General features: G+C 48.1%; 15 protein-coding genes, 1 pseudogene and 3 CRISPR repeat arrays. Of the genes and pseudogenes, 9 read left to right on the forward strand and 7 right to left on the reverse strand.

The features are described 5' to 3' along the window. Positions 1-48: 48 nt before the first annotated feature. Positions 49-369, forward strand: a complete 321-nt coding sequence (locus AC6B99_RS02280; protein WP_494880106.1) for a hypothetical protein — start codon at positions 49-51, stop codon at positions 367-369. A 10-nt stretch (positions 370-379) separates the two neighbouring features. After that, a complete protein-coding gene (locus tag AC6B99_RS02285) occupies positions 380-850 on the forward strand; it encodes a hypothetical protein (RefSeq protein WP_494880107.1) in 471 nt (156 codons plus the stop codon). 60 nt (positions 851-910) lie between these two features. Here the strand turns inward: AC6B99_RS02285 and AC6B99_RS02290 are convergent. Beyond that, positions 911-1,109, reverse strand: a pseudogene (locus tag AC6B99_RS02290) (IS30 family transposase); the annotation flags it as partial. A 65-nt stretch (positions 1,110-1,174) separates the two neighbouring features. Between AC6B99_RS02290 and AC6B99_RS02295 the strand changes: the two are divergent. The 3 genes from AC6B99_RS02295 (at position 1,175) to AC6B99_RS02305 (ending at position 4,497) form a co-directional block, all read left to right on the forward strand. Next, complete coding sequence (locus tag AC6B99_RS02295) at positions 1,175-1,324, forward strand: HNH endonuclease (RefSeq protein ID WP_494880108.1); 150 nt, start codon at positions 1,175-1,177, stop codon at positions 1,322-1,324. Positions 1,325-1,356: 32 nt separating this feature from the next. Beyond that, a complete protein-coding gene (locus tag AC6B99_RS02300) occupies positions 1,357-1,830 on the forward strand; it encodes an SMI1/KNR4 family protein (RefSeq protein WP_494880109.1) in 474 nt (157 codons plus the stop codon). Between the two features lie 480 nt (positions 1,831-2,310). Beyond that, positions 2,311-3,225: direct repeats of the CRISPR family, unit length 33 nt; unit sequence GTCGCACTCCGTATGGAGTGCGTGGATTGAAAC. A 166-nt stretch (positions 3,226-3,391) separates the two neighbouring features. Continuing rightward, positions 3,392-4,497, forward strand: a protein-coding gene (locus AC6B99_RS02305; protein ID WP_494862330.1) for an IS3 family transposase whose coding sequence is annotated in 2 segments (ribosomal slippage) — positions 3,392-3,602 and positions 3,602-4,497 — 1,107 coding nt in all. Because the reading frame shifts where the segments join, the coding sequence is not laid out codon by codon here. 37 nt (positions 4,498-4,534) lie between these two features. Further along, positions 4,535-5,105: direct repeats of the CRISPR family, unit length 33 nt; unit sequence GTCGCACTCCGTATGGAGTGCGTGGATTGAAAC. A gap of 189 nt (positions 5,106-5,294) precedes the next feature. Here the strand turns inward: AC6B99_RS02305 and AC6B99_RS02310 are convergent. Genes AC6B99_RS02310 through AC6B99_RS02325 form a run of 4 tightly spaced genes read right to left on the reverse strand, consistent with a single transcriptional unit; the run spans position 5,295 to position 9,678 of the window. Beyond that, entirely contained in the window at positions 5,295-6,053 is a 759-nt protein-coding gene (locus tag AC6B99_RS02310; protein WP_496662648.1) for a PHP-associated domain-containing protein, read from the reverse strand. Positions 6,054-6,090: 37 nt separating this feature from the next. Continuing rightward, entirely contained in the window at positions 6,091-6,918 is an 828-nt protein-coding gene (locus AC6B99_RS02315; RefSeq protein ID WP_496662649.1) for an energy-coupling factor transporter transmembrane component T family protein, read from the reverse strand. Next, complete coding sequence (locus AC6B99_RS02320; RefSeq protein WP_496662650.1) at positions 6,905-8,851, reverse strand: ABC transporter ATP-binding protein; 1,947 nt, start codon at positions 8,849-8,851, stop codon at positions 6,905-6,907. Before AC6B99_RS02320 ends, AC6B99_RS02315 begins: the two co-directional genes overlap by 14 nt. Beyond that, positions 8,848-9,678 (reverse strand): DUF8171 family membrane protein, encoded by an 831-nt coding sequence (locus AC6B99_RS02325; protein ID WP_496662694.1) that lies wholly within the window; start codon positions 9,676-9,678, stop codon positions 8,848-8,850. Before AC6B99_RS02325 ends, AC6B99_RS02320 begins: the two co-directional genes overlap by 4 nt. A gap of 310 nt (positions 9,679-9,988) precedes the next feature. Here AC6B99_RS02325 and AC6B99_RS02330 point away from each other — a divergent pair, with 310 nt between their 5' ends. After that, positions 9,989-10,834 (forward strand): MurR/RpiR family transcriptional regulator, encoded by an 846-nt coding sequence (locus tag AC6B99_RS02330; protein WP_496662651.1) that lies wholly within the window; start codon positions 9,989-9,991, stop codon positions 10,832-10,834. A 41-nt stretch (positions 10,835-10,875) separates the two neighbouring features. Here AC6B99_RS02330 and AC6B99_RS02335 read toward each other — a convergent pair whose 3' ends face one another. Continuing rightward, complete coding sequence (locus AC6B99_RS02335) at positions 10,876-11,145, reverse strand: hypothetical protein (RefSeq protein ID WP_496662652.1); 270 nt, start codon at positions 11,143-11,145, stop codon at positions 10,876-10,878. A gap of 172 nt (positions 11,146-11,317) precedes the next feature. Between AC6B99_RS02335 and AC6B99_RS02340 the strand changes: the two genes are divergently transcribed. From AC6B99_RS02340 to AC6B99_RS02350, 3 genes are all read left to right on the forward strand, one after another. Next, positions 11,318-12,067: a class I SAM-dependent methyltransferase gene (locus AC6B99_RS02340; protein ID WP_496662653.1), complete on the forward strand. Its 750-nt coding sequence runs from the start codon at positions 11,318-11,320 to the stop codon at positions 12,065-12,067. 17 nt (positions 12,068-12,084) lie between these two features. Next, on the forward strand, positions 12,085-12,897 hold the full coding sequence (locus AC6B99_RS02345; protein WP_496662654.1) for an AAC(3) family N-acetyltransferase: 813 nt from the start codon (positions 12,085-12,087) through the stop codon (positions 12,895-12,897). A gap of 202 nt (positions 12,898-13,099) precedes the next feature. Further along, positions 13,100-14,490: direct repeats of the CRISPR family, unit length 33 nt; unit sequence GTCGCACTCCGTATGGAGTGCGTGGATTGAAAC. A 234-nt stretch (positions 14,491-14,724) separates the two neighbouring features. Next, positions 14,725-15,390: a DUF4085 family protein gene (locus tag AC6B99_RS02350; protein ID WP_496662655.1), complete on the forward strand. Its 666-nt coding sequence runs from the start codon at positions 14,725-14,727 to the stop codon at positions 15,388-15,390. A gap of 140 nt (positions 15,391-15,530) precedes the next feature. Here AC6B99_RS02350 and AC6B99_RS02355 read toward each other — a convergent pair whose 3' ends face one another. Then, entirely contained in the window at positions 15,531-16,052 is a 522-nt protein-coding gene (locus AC6B99_RS02355; RefSeq protein WP_496662656.1) for a GrpB family protein, read from the reverse strand. Positions 16,053-16,090 lie beyond the last annotated feature (38 nt).

The raw sequence follows: 16,090 nt of genomic DNA on the forward strand, positions 1-16,090 counted from the left end.
TTGTTTTCCTCTAAGGGGACGGGTAAAGTTATAGGAAATAGGGCAGTATTGGACAAAATGTCATCCATGTCTGCCATGTATAAATCTAATTTGGCATATGATTGTTCTGAGATCGCAGAGGATTTAGCTCAAGCTGCCGGAGGTAAGGGGGAAATTTTCACAATAAAACCCTTAGAAAAATTCGGGACTATAAAAGTTGAAGAGTACGGGGAGATGAAAATCTTTATTTATCATACTGTATACTCAGATGGTAAGTATATTTATGATCCCCGTCTTAGCGATAAGCCTATACCAATCAAGGATTATATGGATAATATAAGCAAAGGTAGTGACGGACAGATTTTAGTAATTAAGCAGACATTAAAGTGAGGGCGAAAAAATGACATTGAAAAGTATATATTTAATGGAAAAAGAAGAAGTGGAGTTACAAGATTTAATGGCGTATACTCTCGCTAAATTAGGTTCATTTGAATGGTACAGAACGTCAATGTATACCCCTAGTAATATTTATGATGCTCCTGCAGGTTTTTACTTTAGATTTCACGAAAATAACGAAATGTATGAGTTATTAGGTAATTGTATCGAAACTTATCACGGTAAACTTAATTGGTGCATTCATCCAAGTCATAACACAAGACACAAAAACTATATTATTGAGCCAATTATGATTTACGAAGTAAAATTGAAAAAAGAATATTTGGAAAACTATAATTTAAGAGAAATTCTTAAAGAGAGTTACGAAAGTTTATGTGAACAGGCAATTAATGATATTCCTCTTTTATGTAATCACATTGAAGACTGGTTTCGATTAGAAAAGAAACGACCTTATCTACCGACACTTCCTCAATAGAATTAAATGTTTGTTTTCGATGAAGAATTAGCAGGTGATATCAATTAGTGAGACGGATTGTCAAGCCAAATCCGACAACTCAATAATAAAAGTTTCATGCACGGTTTTCCATCCGAGACAATTTCGAGGACGATCACACTAATTCCTCTTCCGAAGCGTCTTCGAAATCATAGGCTTTGGGATAGAACTCTCGCAGTAGCCCGTTCGCATTTTCATTGGTGCCTCAATTCCAGGATAAATAAGGGGCGGCAAAATATAGGATAGCATTGACTTCATATGCGTATATTATCTCTAATTTTTAAAAAATATCGCTGGGGCTAACTAGTGCCGAATAAACCTATAATTCATCCAATAATAATTATAACCCAAGCAACAAAATGGCATTGCACTGAAGTGCCTGGGAAAATGCAATTAGTGCCTTTTGTTATTCACAATATCACAACTCATAATGGCGGTAGGTCTAATGGTATGTGAGCATATGCGCCGAGATAAGTGAGGAAACGATTATGCAGATGAAAGCAAAGTCAATTATTTATCCATTACCTTCAGATCAGCTATTATCAAAAGAAGAAGGTTTCTGGAGGGTACAATTACCATCAGATTATAAAGAGTTTATTAAAATATATAATGGGGGCAGTCCAGAAAAACGGTCTTTTAGTTGTAATGGTCATAATTATTTAGTCACTAGATTTCTTTGCATTCTGGAGGACCCAACAAAAAATGAATATGGAATATTTGATATTGATGCTACAAAATCTCAGCTTGATGAAAGATTAGTTGACGATGAAGACTTAATAGGAGTTGCATTATTACCAGTTGCTGTACTGTTTTCTGGTGACTTTCTATGTTTGGATTTTCGTGAGTCTAGAAATAGTCCTGATGTTTGTGTGTGGGATCATGAAAATTCTGGAGAATTTGACCTAGTAAGTTACCATGTTGCAGATAGCTTTAAAGAGTTTTTGGCAATGTTAGCCGAATAAAAATGAGTAATGCTCTGACTCCTTACTCATATTCATATAAGCTTATTTACAATTCCAACAATAGCTAACAAACCAAAAACTAAAAAAATCGGTGGACTTTTAAAAAGCTTATTCCAACTTGAATCATGAGTTAGGAATGAGCTTTTTTATTGCTGAAAAATAAAATTCACACTGATTATGAGCAGAAGTACGATTGAAGTAAGAATCACAAAAGCAAGGTGGAGCACATTGGTGCAAAAGAAGCCTATGATATGGAAGAACCGTTTATTCTATAAGCGAAAAATTTTTGCGGATACATGGTGCGAATGTGAAGCTCACATAAAAACCCTAGGGGATTCGCACCTCAAATATTGTAGAAAATTGTCGAATCCGAGTCATTTCAAGAAAAGTCAAGATTTGACCTAGATTTTTTTGGTCTTATATTTATTGAAAAAAGAGGTGATTGATGCCATGATGGGATTAATTACTTGTATTTTCGCTGTCGCACTCCGTATGGAGTGCGTGGATTGAAACATAGCACTGTGTCCACCGATGTTGTAAAATCACCGTCGCACTCCGTATGGAGTGCGTGGATTGAAACATTTCAGCGGCATGTTCAGCCTTCCACTTTTCTGTCGCACTCCGTATGGAGTGCGTGGATTGAAACATCTGCCCACCTCCATACACAATCTCTATGACCTGTCGCACTCCGTATGGAGTGCGTGGATTGAAACTTCCGAGGCTTCTAAAGCAACAGCCGCAGCATCTCGTCGCACTCCGTATGGAGTGCGTGGATTGAAACTAGTGGCTGACATGTCTAAGCTGCTTAAGCAAAAGTCGCACTCCGTATGGAGTGCGTGGATTGAAACAACGCGCAAAAAGCATCGCTCGAAAGTAATTACAAGTCGCACTCCGTATGGAGTGCGTGGATTGAAACGCCTCCATGTCATACTGGTCTAGGTTATACGTCTCGTCGCACTCCGTATGGAGTGCGTGGATTGAAACACAAAAGCCCTGCGATCTATTTCGCGGACTATAAAGTCGCACTCCGTATGGAGTGCGTGGATTGAAACGCTTGGACGGTGGACGGAAATTCCAGCTGGTTACGGTCGCACTCCGTATGGAGTGCGTGGATTGAAACTTTATCAATAATCTCCCGAACCCATGATTCGGACAGGTCGCACTCCGTATGGAGTGCGTGGATTGAAACACAAAATTCGAACTCTATTTCTTACACCGAGAAGGTCGCACTCCGTATGGAGTGCGTGGATTGAAACAGCAGCAGCAACCCAACCTTTATGGACGCGGACTGGTCGCACTCCGTATGGAGTGCGTGGATTGAAACAGTTCCTTGACCAAATCCTTGACGCCGTCTTTTAATGGTCGCACTCCGTATGGAGTGCGTGGATTGAAACCGTTAATTGTCGCTTTCACGGTTACTCTCCCCCAAGTCGCACTGTTGTTAGACTAAAAAGTAGACACGTAGAACCGAGAATCGGATAAAATAGACCTATCCAAATTCGAGGTGAACGAAGTGACAAAGAAACATTATGATCAAGCCTTTAAAAGACAAGTCGTCCAGATGATTCAAGAAGAGGGAAAAACGGCCCCTCAAGTGGCAGAGGAATTAGGGCTGCACGTCAATACCGTGTATCGGTGGGTATCTGAAATCAAACAAGATGGCGGACAAGCCTTTCCTGGCAGTGGTCAATTGAAAGAAGAGGACAAGGCCCTCAAGGCGTTACAAAAGCAAATCCGTGACTTGCAAGAAGAAAATGACATTCTAAAAAAGGCCATGCACTACTTTGCAAAAGACCGGCGCTGATCTATGCCTTCATCCACAATCACCGCTTCCATTGCCGTGTCGCAAAGCTATGTGCTGCTATGGGCGTTTCCAGAAGCGGTTATTACAAATGGACCACACGTAAAGTCAGCAAACGAGAGAAAAGCCGTAAAAAGCTGGTACAGCGTATTCGGCGAATCTTTCTAGATTCTCGTAGGCTTTATGGAAGCCCGAAGGTTACACAAATGCTACATAAACAGGGCAGGAAAATCTCGGAGAAGACTGTCGCTCGAATGATGAAGGAGCAGGGTCTGAAATCCCGAACCATTAAAAAATATAAAGCGACAACGAACTCCAAACACAACCTACCTGTCGCCGAAAATGTACTCAATCGCCAATTCAGACCCGAGGCACCCAATCAAACTTGGGTGACCGACATCACCTACATTGCCACGGATGAAGGATGGCTCTATTTGGCGAGCGTCATGGACTTGTATAGCCGCAAAATTGTGGGCTTTCAAATGAGTGATCGGATGACCAAAGAATTAGTCCTTCAGGCGCTTGATCGGGCGCATCAGCAGCAGCGCCCAACGGGTGAAGTGCTGCATCACTCTGATCGAGGAAGTCAGTATGCTTCTCATGACTACCAAGCCCGTCTAAAAACCTACAATATGAAGGCCAGTATGAGTCGCAAAGGCAACTGCTATGACAATGCTTGTATCGAAGCGTTCCATAGCGTTCTTAAAAAGGAGCTCATTTATTTGGAGCGCTTCAAAACGCGGGAGCAAGCACGTAAACGCATCTTTGAATACATCCTCTGCTTCTACAATGCCAAACGCATTCACTCGACCATCGGGTATCTCACTCCCAATGAATGCGAACGCAGGTACCGAAAGGCAGCTTAAAAATCTCGGTTTCTTGTGTCTACTCTATTGACAGAGATACACACTCCGTATGGAGTGCGTGGATTGAAACGTCTGTTAGCGTGTCTAGCGCCCCATCAATGTCTGTCGCACTCCGTATGGAGTGCGTGGATTGAAACAACGTGACTATGTAGTCGACGATGATGAATTTAAGTCGCACTCCGTATGGAGTGCGTGGATTGAAACATGGTCATTGCTTTGATAATGGCTTATACGTGCGTCGCACTCCGTATGGAGTGCGTGGATTGAAACACCGCCCGTCACGGCCGCACGGTACGGCTCTGGAAGTCGCACTCCGTATGGAGTGCGTGGATTGAAACTCCCCCCTCATCACACATGGCCATTGGCCACTCAGTCGCACTCCGTATGGAGTGCGTGGATTGAAACGATTTATTGAACGCGATGACAAAATCTCTCTATCGTCGCACTCCGTATGGAGTGCGTGGATTGAAACATAGCGAGAAGCTTGTTTTGGAACGTAGCTCATTGTCGCACTCCGTATGGAGTGCGTGGATTGAAACTGTACTTACTGGCTCACCGCAAGCAAGTACCTCTGCGTCGCACTCCGTATGGAGTGCGTGGATTGAAACTTACCTGATGAATGTAAGTGCCAATGAACCATTTGTCGCACTCCGAACGAAATACGTGAATTGATACGCCTCCCGAACGACTACAAATCCGAGTTACTAAGCGCACATTCATTTAAATTGAAAAAAACAGGCTGCTTCCGCGTCGTATCATCCACGCGGAAGCAGCCTATTTATACTAAAAGCCTCTACTTATTCCACCGTCATCGTCTTCTTCAAAAGCTCCTTCATCATCTGAGCAGCCTTCACCTTGACGCTGAGGCAAGGTGAAATTTCCACGGAGTAGCGACCGCGTTGCAGCTCTTCGCGCAGCTCAGTGGCGGTGCGGCATTCCCGCTCCAGCACGTTCCATACGCTGCCGAACTGGAGCGGCTGATGGGAGTCGCTGCCCGCGCAGGCGGGCAAGCCGATTTCAGCCGCAAGCTGGCGAACCTGATCGGCCATGGCGGGGCCATATTGATACAAGTCCTTCGCGTTAATGTCCAACGCGTGAAGCCGCAGAAGCTGCTCAGGCGCATACTGCGTGAGCGGATTGCTCTCCCGCATCGGATGCGCGCCAATCCGCAGCACAGGAGCATTCTCCGTACGATCCATCAGCTCGGAAAAGGGGATAAAGATTACTTTTTCTGCATAAGTCTCCAATTTCTGGCGCAATTCCCGCAGGTACAAGCGATTGCCTATGATTAAAATATGCCCGCGCTCCGCAACATCTACCTCCATGCCCGTAAACACCTTCAGGCCATTCACATCATAATAGTCGTCCTGATAGGCGAAGGCTGCGTCAAGCTGATCCAGCATATCGGTATAATTCAGCGTGTTAAAATGCTCGGTCAACGCTATGGCGTTTAGACCATTTTCAATCGCTTCAGCCGTCATGGCGGCAAAATAGTCGAGCGAAAAATGTGTTTTTTTCGATAGCTTGCCGTGGGTGTGCAAATCAAGATTCATCATATAGCTGAGGTCTCCGTTTCCGTTTCGATAGTCAATTTTATAGTGAAAAATGCTGTCCTGCTACCGCCAGCACAATCATATAGCAGAGGGAGCAGCCGAGAAATACAAAGTCCAATGGGCGAATGCGCAAATAGGTGAGCTTCAGCTTCTTCGCGTCCGGGCTGACTAAGGAATAAGTAAAGCCGCGCACCTCCAGCGCTTCAACCGTTGTGCGGGTGCGCTTCGCCGTATTCAGTATGAGCGGATAAAAGGCACGGACGCTAATCGTCGCCAAGTAGACGAGGGAGCGCCAGCCGAAAATCCCTTTCCGCTGCGGCGAGCGTCCGCGAAGGCGGAAGGAATGAATAATGTTGTGATATTCCTCGATTAGAATCGGCAGCATTCGGTAGCCATACGATACGCCGAAGCTGAACTGCGCCGGCATGCCTAGACTGAGCAGCGCATCGCTCAGCTTCTCGGGGTCCATGCTGGAGAAAACAGCAATGCTGGCGAGTGAAATGAGCAATATTTTCAGCGTGAGTGTCATGAGGGGCCAGAAGCTGGCGAGACTTCCGCCGAAGAGCAGCGAACCGAGCAGAATGTAGCTGATTTCGCTGACGAGCCCAATGCCCATAATGATGAGGACGAGCGGGCTGACCTTGGAGGACAAGGTGAGCGCGACGATTGGCACGAGCAGCCCCAGCAGAATGAATTTGTTATGAATGAACCATGGCGCTATAGCGAAAAAAGAATACCAGATGATGAGAATCCTCGGGTCGAAGCGCGATAAAAAAGTAGATTGGCGGCCGAAGGCGGTGCGCATCAGCTCGATTTTGATTTGCTCGACGCTGAGCTTGTCGATCAAATTTTGTTTAATGGCTTCCACTCGTGATGGCCTCCTCTCTAGGCAGCTGCTCTGATGTGTCCGCAGATGCAGCCCCAGTCAGGCGGCAAAGCAATTCGTCAACGGACAGACACGGCGGCTCCAGGCCGAGCCGATCGCTGAGCAGCGTAATTTGCGGCGGAATGAGTCCGGCCTGCTCCAATACGTGAAGCTCGCGGAACAAGGAACGCGTATCTGTATCCAGCAGCACCTGGCCGTTATGCATCACGATGACGCGATTCGCCCATTCGGCAACAAGCTGCATATCGTGGGTGGCGATCAGCGTCGCTTTGACCTGATCCTCCAGCTCGGCAAGCATGGCGGTCATTTCGCGCCGGCTTGAAGCATCGAGACTTGCCGTCGGCTCATCGAGCAGCATCACCGTAGGACGCATCGCGAGGCCAATCGCAAGGGTAGCTCGCCGCTGCTGCCCGCCGCTTAACAATCTGCCATCGCGATCCTGAAGCTCGGTGAGCCGCAGCCGCTCCAGCACTTCATCGGTAAAGGCTGAATATCCCGCTTTATTTCGGGCTTTCGGGAAAAACTCCACATCCTTGCGCACCGAATCCTCAATAAACATTTCCTCCGGATGCTGATAGATGAAGGAGACGAATTCAGACAGCTGCTCGGGCGAATGGCGCTTCGTTAAGCGGCCGCAAACGGTGAGCTCGCCCTTATTGGGACGGCGGATGCCGGAAATAAGCTTAAGCAGTGTCGATTTGCCCGCTCCATTGTTGCCGACGAGCGCAATTCGCTCGCCCTCGTAAATCGAAAGATTCAGATCGCGAACAACAGGATGCAGCGCACGCGTTATTGTTTTGTAGCCGTAGGATACATGCTCGAAGCGAATCAACTCTTGCGGTGACGCCGCATCCGAAGCCTTTGCCCGCGCTGAGCTTGAATTGTCGGAATGACTAAGAGCTTGCGATTGCTGCTTTGCTATAAACCCAGCCTGCCTAGCAGACGGAAAAGCGGCTTGCAGCTGAATATCTTTTTTGCCAACAGCCACTGCTTCCGCATCATTCTGAAAATAAACCTCCGCATCCGCCAGCGTAATTGGATATAGCGGAGCTGCTGCCGTTGCTGCCGCTGTTTGCCCGCGCCGGGCTTCCCAATTTCGCACCGCCAAGGTGAACTGCGGCGGCAAAATATTCAGCGCTGCCAATTCATCGACGCGGGACAGCGCCTCCTGTACAGGCTTGATCCAGCGGATGGTGCCGCTATCCATCAATACGACTTTATCGCAATAATCGGCAATAAATTCAGTATGATGCTCAATGACGATGATCGTTTTACCGTATTGCTTGTTGAGCATGGCGAGCTTATCATAAATCAGTTTGGCATGATAAGGATCAAGCTGGGCGACGGGCTCGTCCACGATGATCACATCGGGATCAAGAGCGAGCGCGCCTGCCAGCGCAGTCATATGCTTCTGCCCGCCGCTAAGCTGCCAAATCCATTGGTCGCGCAAAGGCTCAAGACCGAGCATAGCGAGCGCCCTTTCCCCGCGCTGGCGATAGTCCGCATAGCCGTAATTAAGCGGTGCAAAGCAGGCTTCATCGTACACAGTCGGACGCACGAGCTGATTTTCAAAATCCTGAAAGACGTAAGTCACCTTCCGCGAAAGGGAGGACACCGTTTCGTTTGCGGCATCCATGCCAGCTACCCGAATCGATCCGCTCAAATCGCCAACATAATAATTAGGAATAAGGCCGTTCAAGCATTTGCAGAGCGTCGATTTGCCGCTCCCATTCGTCCCAGCGATGGCGATAAATTCTCCAGGCTGAATCGTCAGCTTTATATCGTACAAAGCCATTCCCTCAGCACCAGGATATTGAAAGCAAACGTCGTTCATTTCAATAATAGGAGCTGTAGCCGCAGCGGCAGCAGCTCGTGAGGTCATCGTTGCGGCATTATGATGCTGTAGGTTGCTCAAAGCTTCATATCCCCCGGCTTCTGGGCGGTTTTCGCTTTGGAGCGCATCGCATATGCAACGGTTACAAGCAGGACGAGCGCTGCGGCACCGATGCTCACCCACATATAGCCGCTGCCATATTGCTCAATAAATTCCGGCTCCCAGACGGCGAAGTTCATATCTGACTCGGCCAGAAATTCGGCAACGACCGCAAGGAAGAAAAAGCAAATGCCCGTAATAAGCAAGCGCGGCGTCATCAGCTGTCCAAGCGAGAGCGGAACCCGGCTGTCGCGCGGCTTCATGCCGAGCAGCGGCTCGATTTTTCCATAGAGTCTTGGTACGAGAAACAGCGTTGGCAGCAGGGAGAAGAAGATGCCGGTAATGACCATGGCGTTCAGGAAGCTAAGGCCCTCAATGAGCAAAATGCTTTCTGGAAGCCCCGGGACCGCTTCAAATTCTTCAATCCCAAACCATACTTTACCGACATCGACAATCGTGCCGAGCATTTGGTCAATGCCTACTGCAACGAAGGAAGCTAGAGCAAGCTGCTTGCGATTGCGGGGATCGCTGACTAGCAGTCCGGCAACATACATGGCGAGCGAGAACTCAATGAATTTTTCCAGCTCCCCGAGTCCGCCGAATTGCCCGAGCAGCAGCTCTCCGAAAATAATCTCGCCGAAGGAAGCGCCAAGCGCGGCATACAGCGGGTTGAACAAAATACATAAAGTGAGCGGAATGAAGGCAAAATATTCGACCTTGATTTCAATCGGCCCAAGCTTGAGCTCGGGGATAAGCTCGGAGAACATATTGGAAATGCCGTAAAGCGACATAGCCAGTATGAACACCATAAGCTTCTGGGATTGCGTCAATTCGTAACGGCGTTTAAGCGCGGATGTCACGTTTAATTCCTCCTAAGCAAAATGGGATTGAGGCGAAATTCGCTTCGCCTGCCTCAGTGCAGCAGCGAACTCTTTTTCAATATATAGAGGAACTGTTAACGCATCATCAACGAATTATTTCGTTTGTGTAAAATAATTTTCATAAATTAATTTGTGATAAAAAACTTTCATAAAGCTGCAGCGAATGCTATACTGCTGATGAAAGCCTGCTTTTGAGGCACAGGCACAGGATCAGGCACAGGCACAGGGAGGGCACATCATGGTACCGATTAATATCAAAATGGATTTGGACAAAATGTCAAAAAGCCAGCAGGCGATAGCCAATTATGTAGCGGGCGCGCTTGCGCAAATTCCCTATTGCACGGAGGAGGACATTGCGCAGGCGGTTGGGGTCAGTACGGCGACCGTTTCGCGTTTTTGGGCTACGATTGGTTTTGCCAATTTGAAGGCCTTCAAGAAGTATTTGCTGCAAAATGAACATGCTACCCCTGCTCATAAAATGAAGCAGATTTTAAATAAGGTCGATTCGGAAGCGGCCGATGTTGTGGGCGAAATATTAGACATAGCTGCAAATAATGTTGCGGTCACGAAGCAGCGGGTGGAGCGGGCAGCGTTTCATCAGACGGTGGAGGCCATTCATGCTGCGCGTAAAGTTTATATTTTTGGCTCGGGGGCGGCGGTCTGTCTCGTTGCGCTTCTGCAATTCCGCCTGAATCGGATCGGCGTGCAGGTGGTGGCGATGGAGGCTAGCGGCAGCGAGCTGTTTGAAACGTTGTCTCACGCGGGGGAAGAGGATGTCGTGCTGATGTTTGGCTTTGTCAGGCGGTCGCCGGAGCTGACGGTTATTTTGGAGCAGGGCAAGGCGGCGGGTTATCGAACGGTGTTGGTCACGGATTTGCTCGTCTCGGATATGCTGGAGCAGAGTGATATTGTGCTGCAATTGGATCGGGGGGAGCTGGAGGGCTTTCATTCGATGACGGCTCCCGTTGCATTAGTGGATGCTTTGACGGTAGCTGTGACGAAGCGGCAGGGCCAGCAGGCGCTTAATCAGCTGGATCGGCTCCATGCGCTGCGCAAGCGCTATGCTGCGCAGCTTCCGAAGTAGGGGACTACTAGCAAGCCGCGTGTTGGTATAGCTGTCTTTTTCTACGAGGGGTTTTGATCCGTATTCTCTTTATTGTCTTTGTTATTAAAACAGGCTTTCCTGCGGCGATAGACGATGTGGGCTAGATTCAGAATACCCGTCACGATGGCTAAAATAGAGGGGAGTATTTGAAGAAAGGTCGGCAAGGTGGCTCCGTTGCCAACGGGGCCTGTTTTCGGCTGCAAGGCTTCCCAATAGCCAAAAAGTATAGCGGTAAAACCGACAAAAATTAAAAATAGCGACAGCACAAGAACTAATTTTTCGTTTCTCATCGCAATTTCCCCCCGGGTACAAGGATCAGCCTGCAAAAGCGCGCAGCAGCCTTTTATATACTCCTTACTACGAAAACACACCCTAAAATGTTACAATTTACAAAGAAGCTGTCTTTTAGACACTTATGCACGCATGGGTAAATGTGGATTTTTAAGGAAAGGCTGAATCATAATGAATCAAATTGACTATGAGGCTTTTTATAATGAGGTTGGAGCGAGCAATGGCTGGGATTTCAGCAGGCTGAAGTGTATGTCGGAGGAAGCGAAGTGGGACTTGTATCGGGAGGTCGTCAAGCTTAGCCGAAAAACCGATCTTCTGCTCGATATTGGTACAGGCGGCGGGGAAGCTATTTTATCAATTGCGGACTGTGCCCTGCTGCTGGTGGGCATTGATTTATCTACAGGCATGGTCGACACCGCAATGAAAAATATTACGAAGTCCGGGCGCAGCAACGTTCGCGTCCTGCCAATGAATGCGGACAAGCTGGATTTTCCAGACCGCTTCTTTCATATCGTTTCCTGCAGGCATTCAGCCTTTAATGCGCAGGAGGTAGCTCGTGTGCTGGAGAACGGCGGTACATTTCTGACGCAGCAAGTGAGCGAGAACGATAAGCTTAATCTCAAGCAGGCGTTTGGAAGAGGGCAAGCCTATGGGGAGATGCCAGGCTCGCTCAAGGAGCGGTATATATTGGAGCTGACGGAAGCTGGCTTTACGAAGATTGAGGTTATGGAGTGGAACGTCGCGGAGTTTTATGAGACGGCGGCGGATTTGATTTTTCTGCTTAAGCATACGCCGATTATTCCGAATTTTGGGCGGCAGCCGGAAGATTTTGGGCGATTAGAAGCGTTCATTAGGGACAATAAGTCGGAAAGAGGCATCAAGACGAACGCAGAGCGGTTTATGATTAAAGCACAAAAGTAGAAGCAGGGGGCACAAAGGTGAGAGAACAGCAGTTGATCAACAGTCAGAAAAGGCCGATTACGATAAGCAACATCGTTCAGGACTTGCGAAGATTAGGCGTTCGAGAAGGCGATTCCGTACTGGTGCATGCCTCCTTGTCGCGCTTGGGCTGGGTATGCGGCGGGCCGCAGGCTATGGTGCAGGCGCTTATGCAGGCAGTTGGGGATGAAGGCACATTAATTATGCCTGCGCAAAGCGGAGATTGGAGCGATCCCGCCGAATGGGGCAATCCGCCGGTTCCAGAGGAGTGGTATGAGACGATTTATCGGGAGCTTCCGGCTTTCGATCCAGCTTTGTCGCCAACGCGGGGAATGGGGCGAATTGCCGAGCTGTTTCGCACGTTTCCGGCTACGGTGCGTTCAGCGCATCCGCAGGTTTCTTTTTGCGCCAATGGCAAGTATGCGGAGCTTATTACATCTGAGCATATGCTAAGTCCGCAATTTGGCATGGCGTCACCACTTGGGAAGCTGTACGGCTTGGGCGCCAAGGTGCTGATGCTTGGGACGGGGTATGAATCCTGCACAAGCTTTCATCTGGCTGAAGCGATGAGTGAGCGTCTTCCGACGAAACAGCTGGGAACCGCTATTTATGAAGGGGACGAGCGAGTATGGAAATGGTTTACGGATTTCGCCTATGATTCGGCAGATTTTGCACAGATTGGGCAGTGCTACGACTATGAAGGCTCCGTGCAAAAAGGCGCGGTAGGCAGCGCCGAGTGCCGGCTTTTTGATCTGAAAGAGGCAGTTGATTTTGCCAAGCAGTGGCTGATGATCCATCGTGCGATGGAGTGAAAAAAGGTTATGCCGATGCAGGTGCGAATCGGAAGCTCCCATAAAAACCCTAGGGGATTCGCACCTCAAAATTTGTCGAATCATGACGGAAATGAAGGGCTTTGGGAAAAGTCAATACTTTGTTTAGACTTTGTTCGTATGGATGATCTTGAAAATATATACAATTGATGCCATGATGGAATCAATTGTTTGTATTTTCGCTGTCGCACTCCGTATGGAGTGCGTGGATTGAAACAATTTTTACAAACAATATTTTTTCGTGCATATACGTCGCACTCCGTATGGAGTGCGTGGATTGAAACCGATAACGAAAATTCCATAAGCATCACCCCCAATCGTCGCACTCCGTATGGAGTGCGTGGATTGAAACGCCTTTAGTTCGGAACCTATCATTTTGACGACTGCGTCGCACTCCGTATGGAGTGCGTGGATTGAAACCATGCTCATTGGCACGTACGGGCGATTTTTGACGTCGCACTCCGTATGGAGTGCGTGGATTGAAACATCTTCAAGAATAAATCTTAAACCTCTTCGGAGGTGTCGCACTCCGTATGGAGTGCGTGGATTGAAACAGCGACCGATAAAAAATCTCGTATGGCCGCATCGTCGTCGCACTCCGTATGGAGTGCGTGGATTGAAACGGCAGTTATTGAGGCAGCTGAGGCAGCAGGAGAGGTCGCACTCCGTATGGAGTGCGTGGATTGAAACAATTCGTGGAGGGCGTAGTAAGCAAGGGTTGCTTGTCGCACTCCGTATGGAGTGCGTGGATTGAAACGTAGGCCTCAGTACGACAACGCAATCGACGCTTGGAGTCGCACTCCGTATGGAGTGCGTGGATTGAAACAGCAAAGTGATTGAGGACCGGGTTATCTTGGGCGAGTCGCACTCCGTATGGAGTGCGTGGATTGAAACTCGCAGTGGAACACTGTTCTGAAGATGGCCTATAAGGTCGCACTCCGTATGGAGTGCGTGGATTGAAACAACTTGTAACTTGCCGTTATCAATACGCATCCGATCGTCGCACTCCGTATGGAGTGCGTGGATTGAAACAAGGCCAGTTCGAGCGGGGGGATGGGCGGCACGCTGGTCGCACTCCGTATGGAGTGCGTGGATTGAAACTTTCTTGGCGGCGGTCAGACTGCTAAAGAGGTTAGTCGCACTCCGTATGGAGTGCGTGGATTGAAACGACTCCTATACCTGGCTAACTTAATCTGCATGTCAGTCGCACTCCGTATGGAGTGCGTGGATTGAAACCGGCAGGCGGCGGCCCTGACATCGTCGAGGAGCATGTCGCTCTCCGTATGGAGTGCGTGGATTGAAACGTCTTGCGACTCAGGTCAAGCTCTTGCCAAAGAACGGTCGGACTCCGTACGGAGTCCGTGGATTGAAACTTCTTTGCCAAACCCCTATACCTGTTAACGACAGTCGCACTCCGTACGGAGTGCGTGGATTGAAACTGAATCGATGCTGCGGACTTGGGCAGATAGTTCGCGTCGCACTCCGTACGGAGTGCGTGGATTGAAACAGTCTGCCAGTAACGGAAAATCCGTTATCGCGGCGGTCGCACTCCGTATGGAGTGTGTGGATTGAAACGTGCTATATCCCGTATCGCCTTCGTACAATGGCGCGTCGCACTCTGTACGGAGCCGTGGATTGAAACGACACAGCCCAGCCAAGCACCGGGTCGTTTTCGTGTTGCACTCCGTACGGAGTGCGTGGATAGAAACTCTGTAGGAGCTATAGGGGTTATCCCTACAGCCCGTCGCAATCCTTACAGAGTGCGCAATTTTAAACCATAACAATCACAAGTAACCAAGGAGGACCCCTATGAAATTTTGCACAAGAGAATGGTATGAACTCATGCAGATTGCTTCATTTCTTATTTTTCCGGAAACGGAGGAGCAGTGGGAGGAGGAGCTGGCCTACTATCGTTCAGAAGGTGTAGACTACTTGGGGATGCAGCGAGACTCGTTGGAGGAGAAAAAAGAACATCTATTAAAATACCTTCCTGAACCGTTCCATCCTTACATTCACGACGGAACGTTGAATACGATTTACCCGCCTCCTGAATTGAAGGAAATGGCGAAGCAGTGGAAGCAGGACTATGATGATCGTATGCGTAAATTGGCGGAGACCTATAACAGCTATTATAAATCAATTAAAAACGAGCTTCCGCCCAATGCGGTCAAGCTATTCGAAAATACGCTTCACGATGCCAAAGTCATTTCCTACGATCGGCCCGATGAAGCAACGTTCATTCTAAACTTGGACTGTCGCGGCTGTTATCATTATTTTACGGATATAAAAATCACATTTCACGGAGTCAAGCAGCTGGAGCTTCCTGATCTCCCTGAAAATACATGGTGGCTCTATGATGAAATGTATACGATTGACGGGGGTTTCGAGCTTAGAGTCCTATTTGATTCATTGGATGCACTCATTATTGCCGCTGCCGATGTGGAGATTGAAATATTAGGAGAGCCGCAAAGCTGATTTGCAAGAGGATGTATGTATTCCGACACTCTACAAGGATAGTGAGCATATAAGTTCTTTGAGAATGCCGGAATAGCCGGTAACAGAGTAGTAAGTTTTCGAAGCCCCAAGAGACGGATCGGGTTATTTGATGGAGTGCTTCATCGATAAAGGGTTTGCCGCAGAATTGTGGTCACAAATTCGGTTTTTCCGTCACAGTAGCTGTCAATGTCATGGCGATGCTGTTCAGCCAGCTTATCCTTTAACGAACCATATTCCCTCCGGGCTGCTTCATTGGAGCGGAGATAGTCACGAAAAGCAATATGCTCCAGATAACCTTTGCCGTCTTTGGGACATACATAAAGATGATATTTCATAAAGTTGTCTGCAAACGTCCGTTTGAAAGCTTCCCGCCCTTCAATTCCTAAATTGCCTTGATGCTCGAAGCCCTCTTTGGCCAGACGCTCTACAATGGCTTGCAGCACGCTGTAATCTTCCACCACCACATCAAGATCAATGATCGGTTTCGCCGGCAGCCCTTCTACAGACGTGCTTCCTACATGCTCGATGCGCAAAATCAGATCGCCAATATATCCTTCAATCATGCTCTTGATTTGCTGGAATTGCTCCTTCCACATTGGGTCGTAAGGAACAACTTCAACCACTTTTGTTCTTTCCGCCATTAGGAACGAACACCCCTTCACACTGTAATAGTTGCTTT

It is taken from the genome of Paenibacillus liaoningensis (genome assembly GCF_059609455.1).

What these genes read in the sequence shown, in the direction of transcription:
- AC6B99_RS02350 (WP_496662655.1), top strand. Translation starts at nt 14,725, where the DNA reads ATGAAATTTTGCACAAGAGAATGGTATGAACTCATGCAGATTGCTTCA.
- AC6B99_RS02340 (WP_496662653.1), top strand. Translation starts at nt 11,318, where the DNA reads ATGAATCAAATTGACTATGAGGCTTTTTATAATGAGGTTGGAGCGAGC.
- AC6B99_RS02355 (WP_496662656.1), bottom strand. Translation starts at nt 16,052, where the DNA reads ATGGCGGAAAGAACAAAAGTGGTTGAAGTTGTTCCTTACGACCCAATG.
- AC6B99_RS02300 (WP_494880109.1), top strand. Translation starts at nt 1,357, where the DNA reads ATGCAGATGAAAGCAAAGTCAATTATTTATCCATTACCTTCAGATCAG.
- AC6B99_RS02325 (WP_496662694.1), bottom strand. Translation starts at nt 9,678, where the DNA reads ATGGTGTTCATACTGGCTATGTCGCTTTACGGCATTTCCAATATGTTC.
- AC6B99_RS02335 (WP_496662652.1), bottom strand. Translation starts at nt 11,145, where the DNA reads ATGAGAAACGAAAAATTAGTTCTTGTGCTGTCGCTATTTTTAATTTTT.
- AC6B99_RS02310 (WP_496662648.1), bottom strand. Translation starts at nt 6,053, where the DNA reads ATGATGAATCTTGATTTGCACACCCACGGCAAGCTATCGAAAAAAACA.
- AC6B99_RS02285 (WP_494880107.1), top strand. Translation starts at nt 380, where the DNA reads ATGACATTGAAAAGTATATATTTAATGGAAAAAGAAGAAGTGGAGTTA.
- AC6B99_RS02330 (WP_496662651.1), top strand. Translation starts at nt 9,989, where the DNA reads ATGGTACCGATTAATATCAAAATGGATTTGGACAAAATGTCAAAAAGC.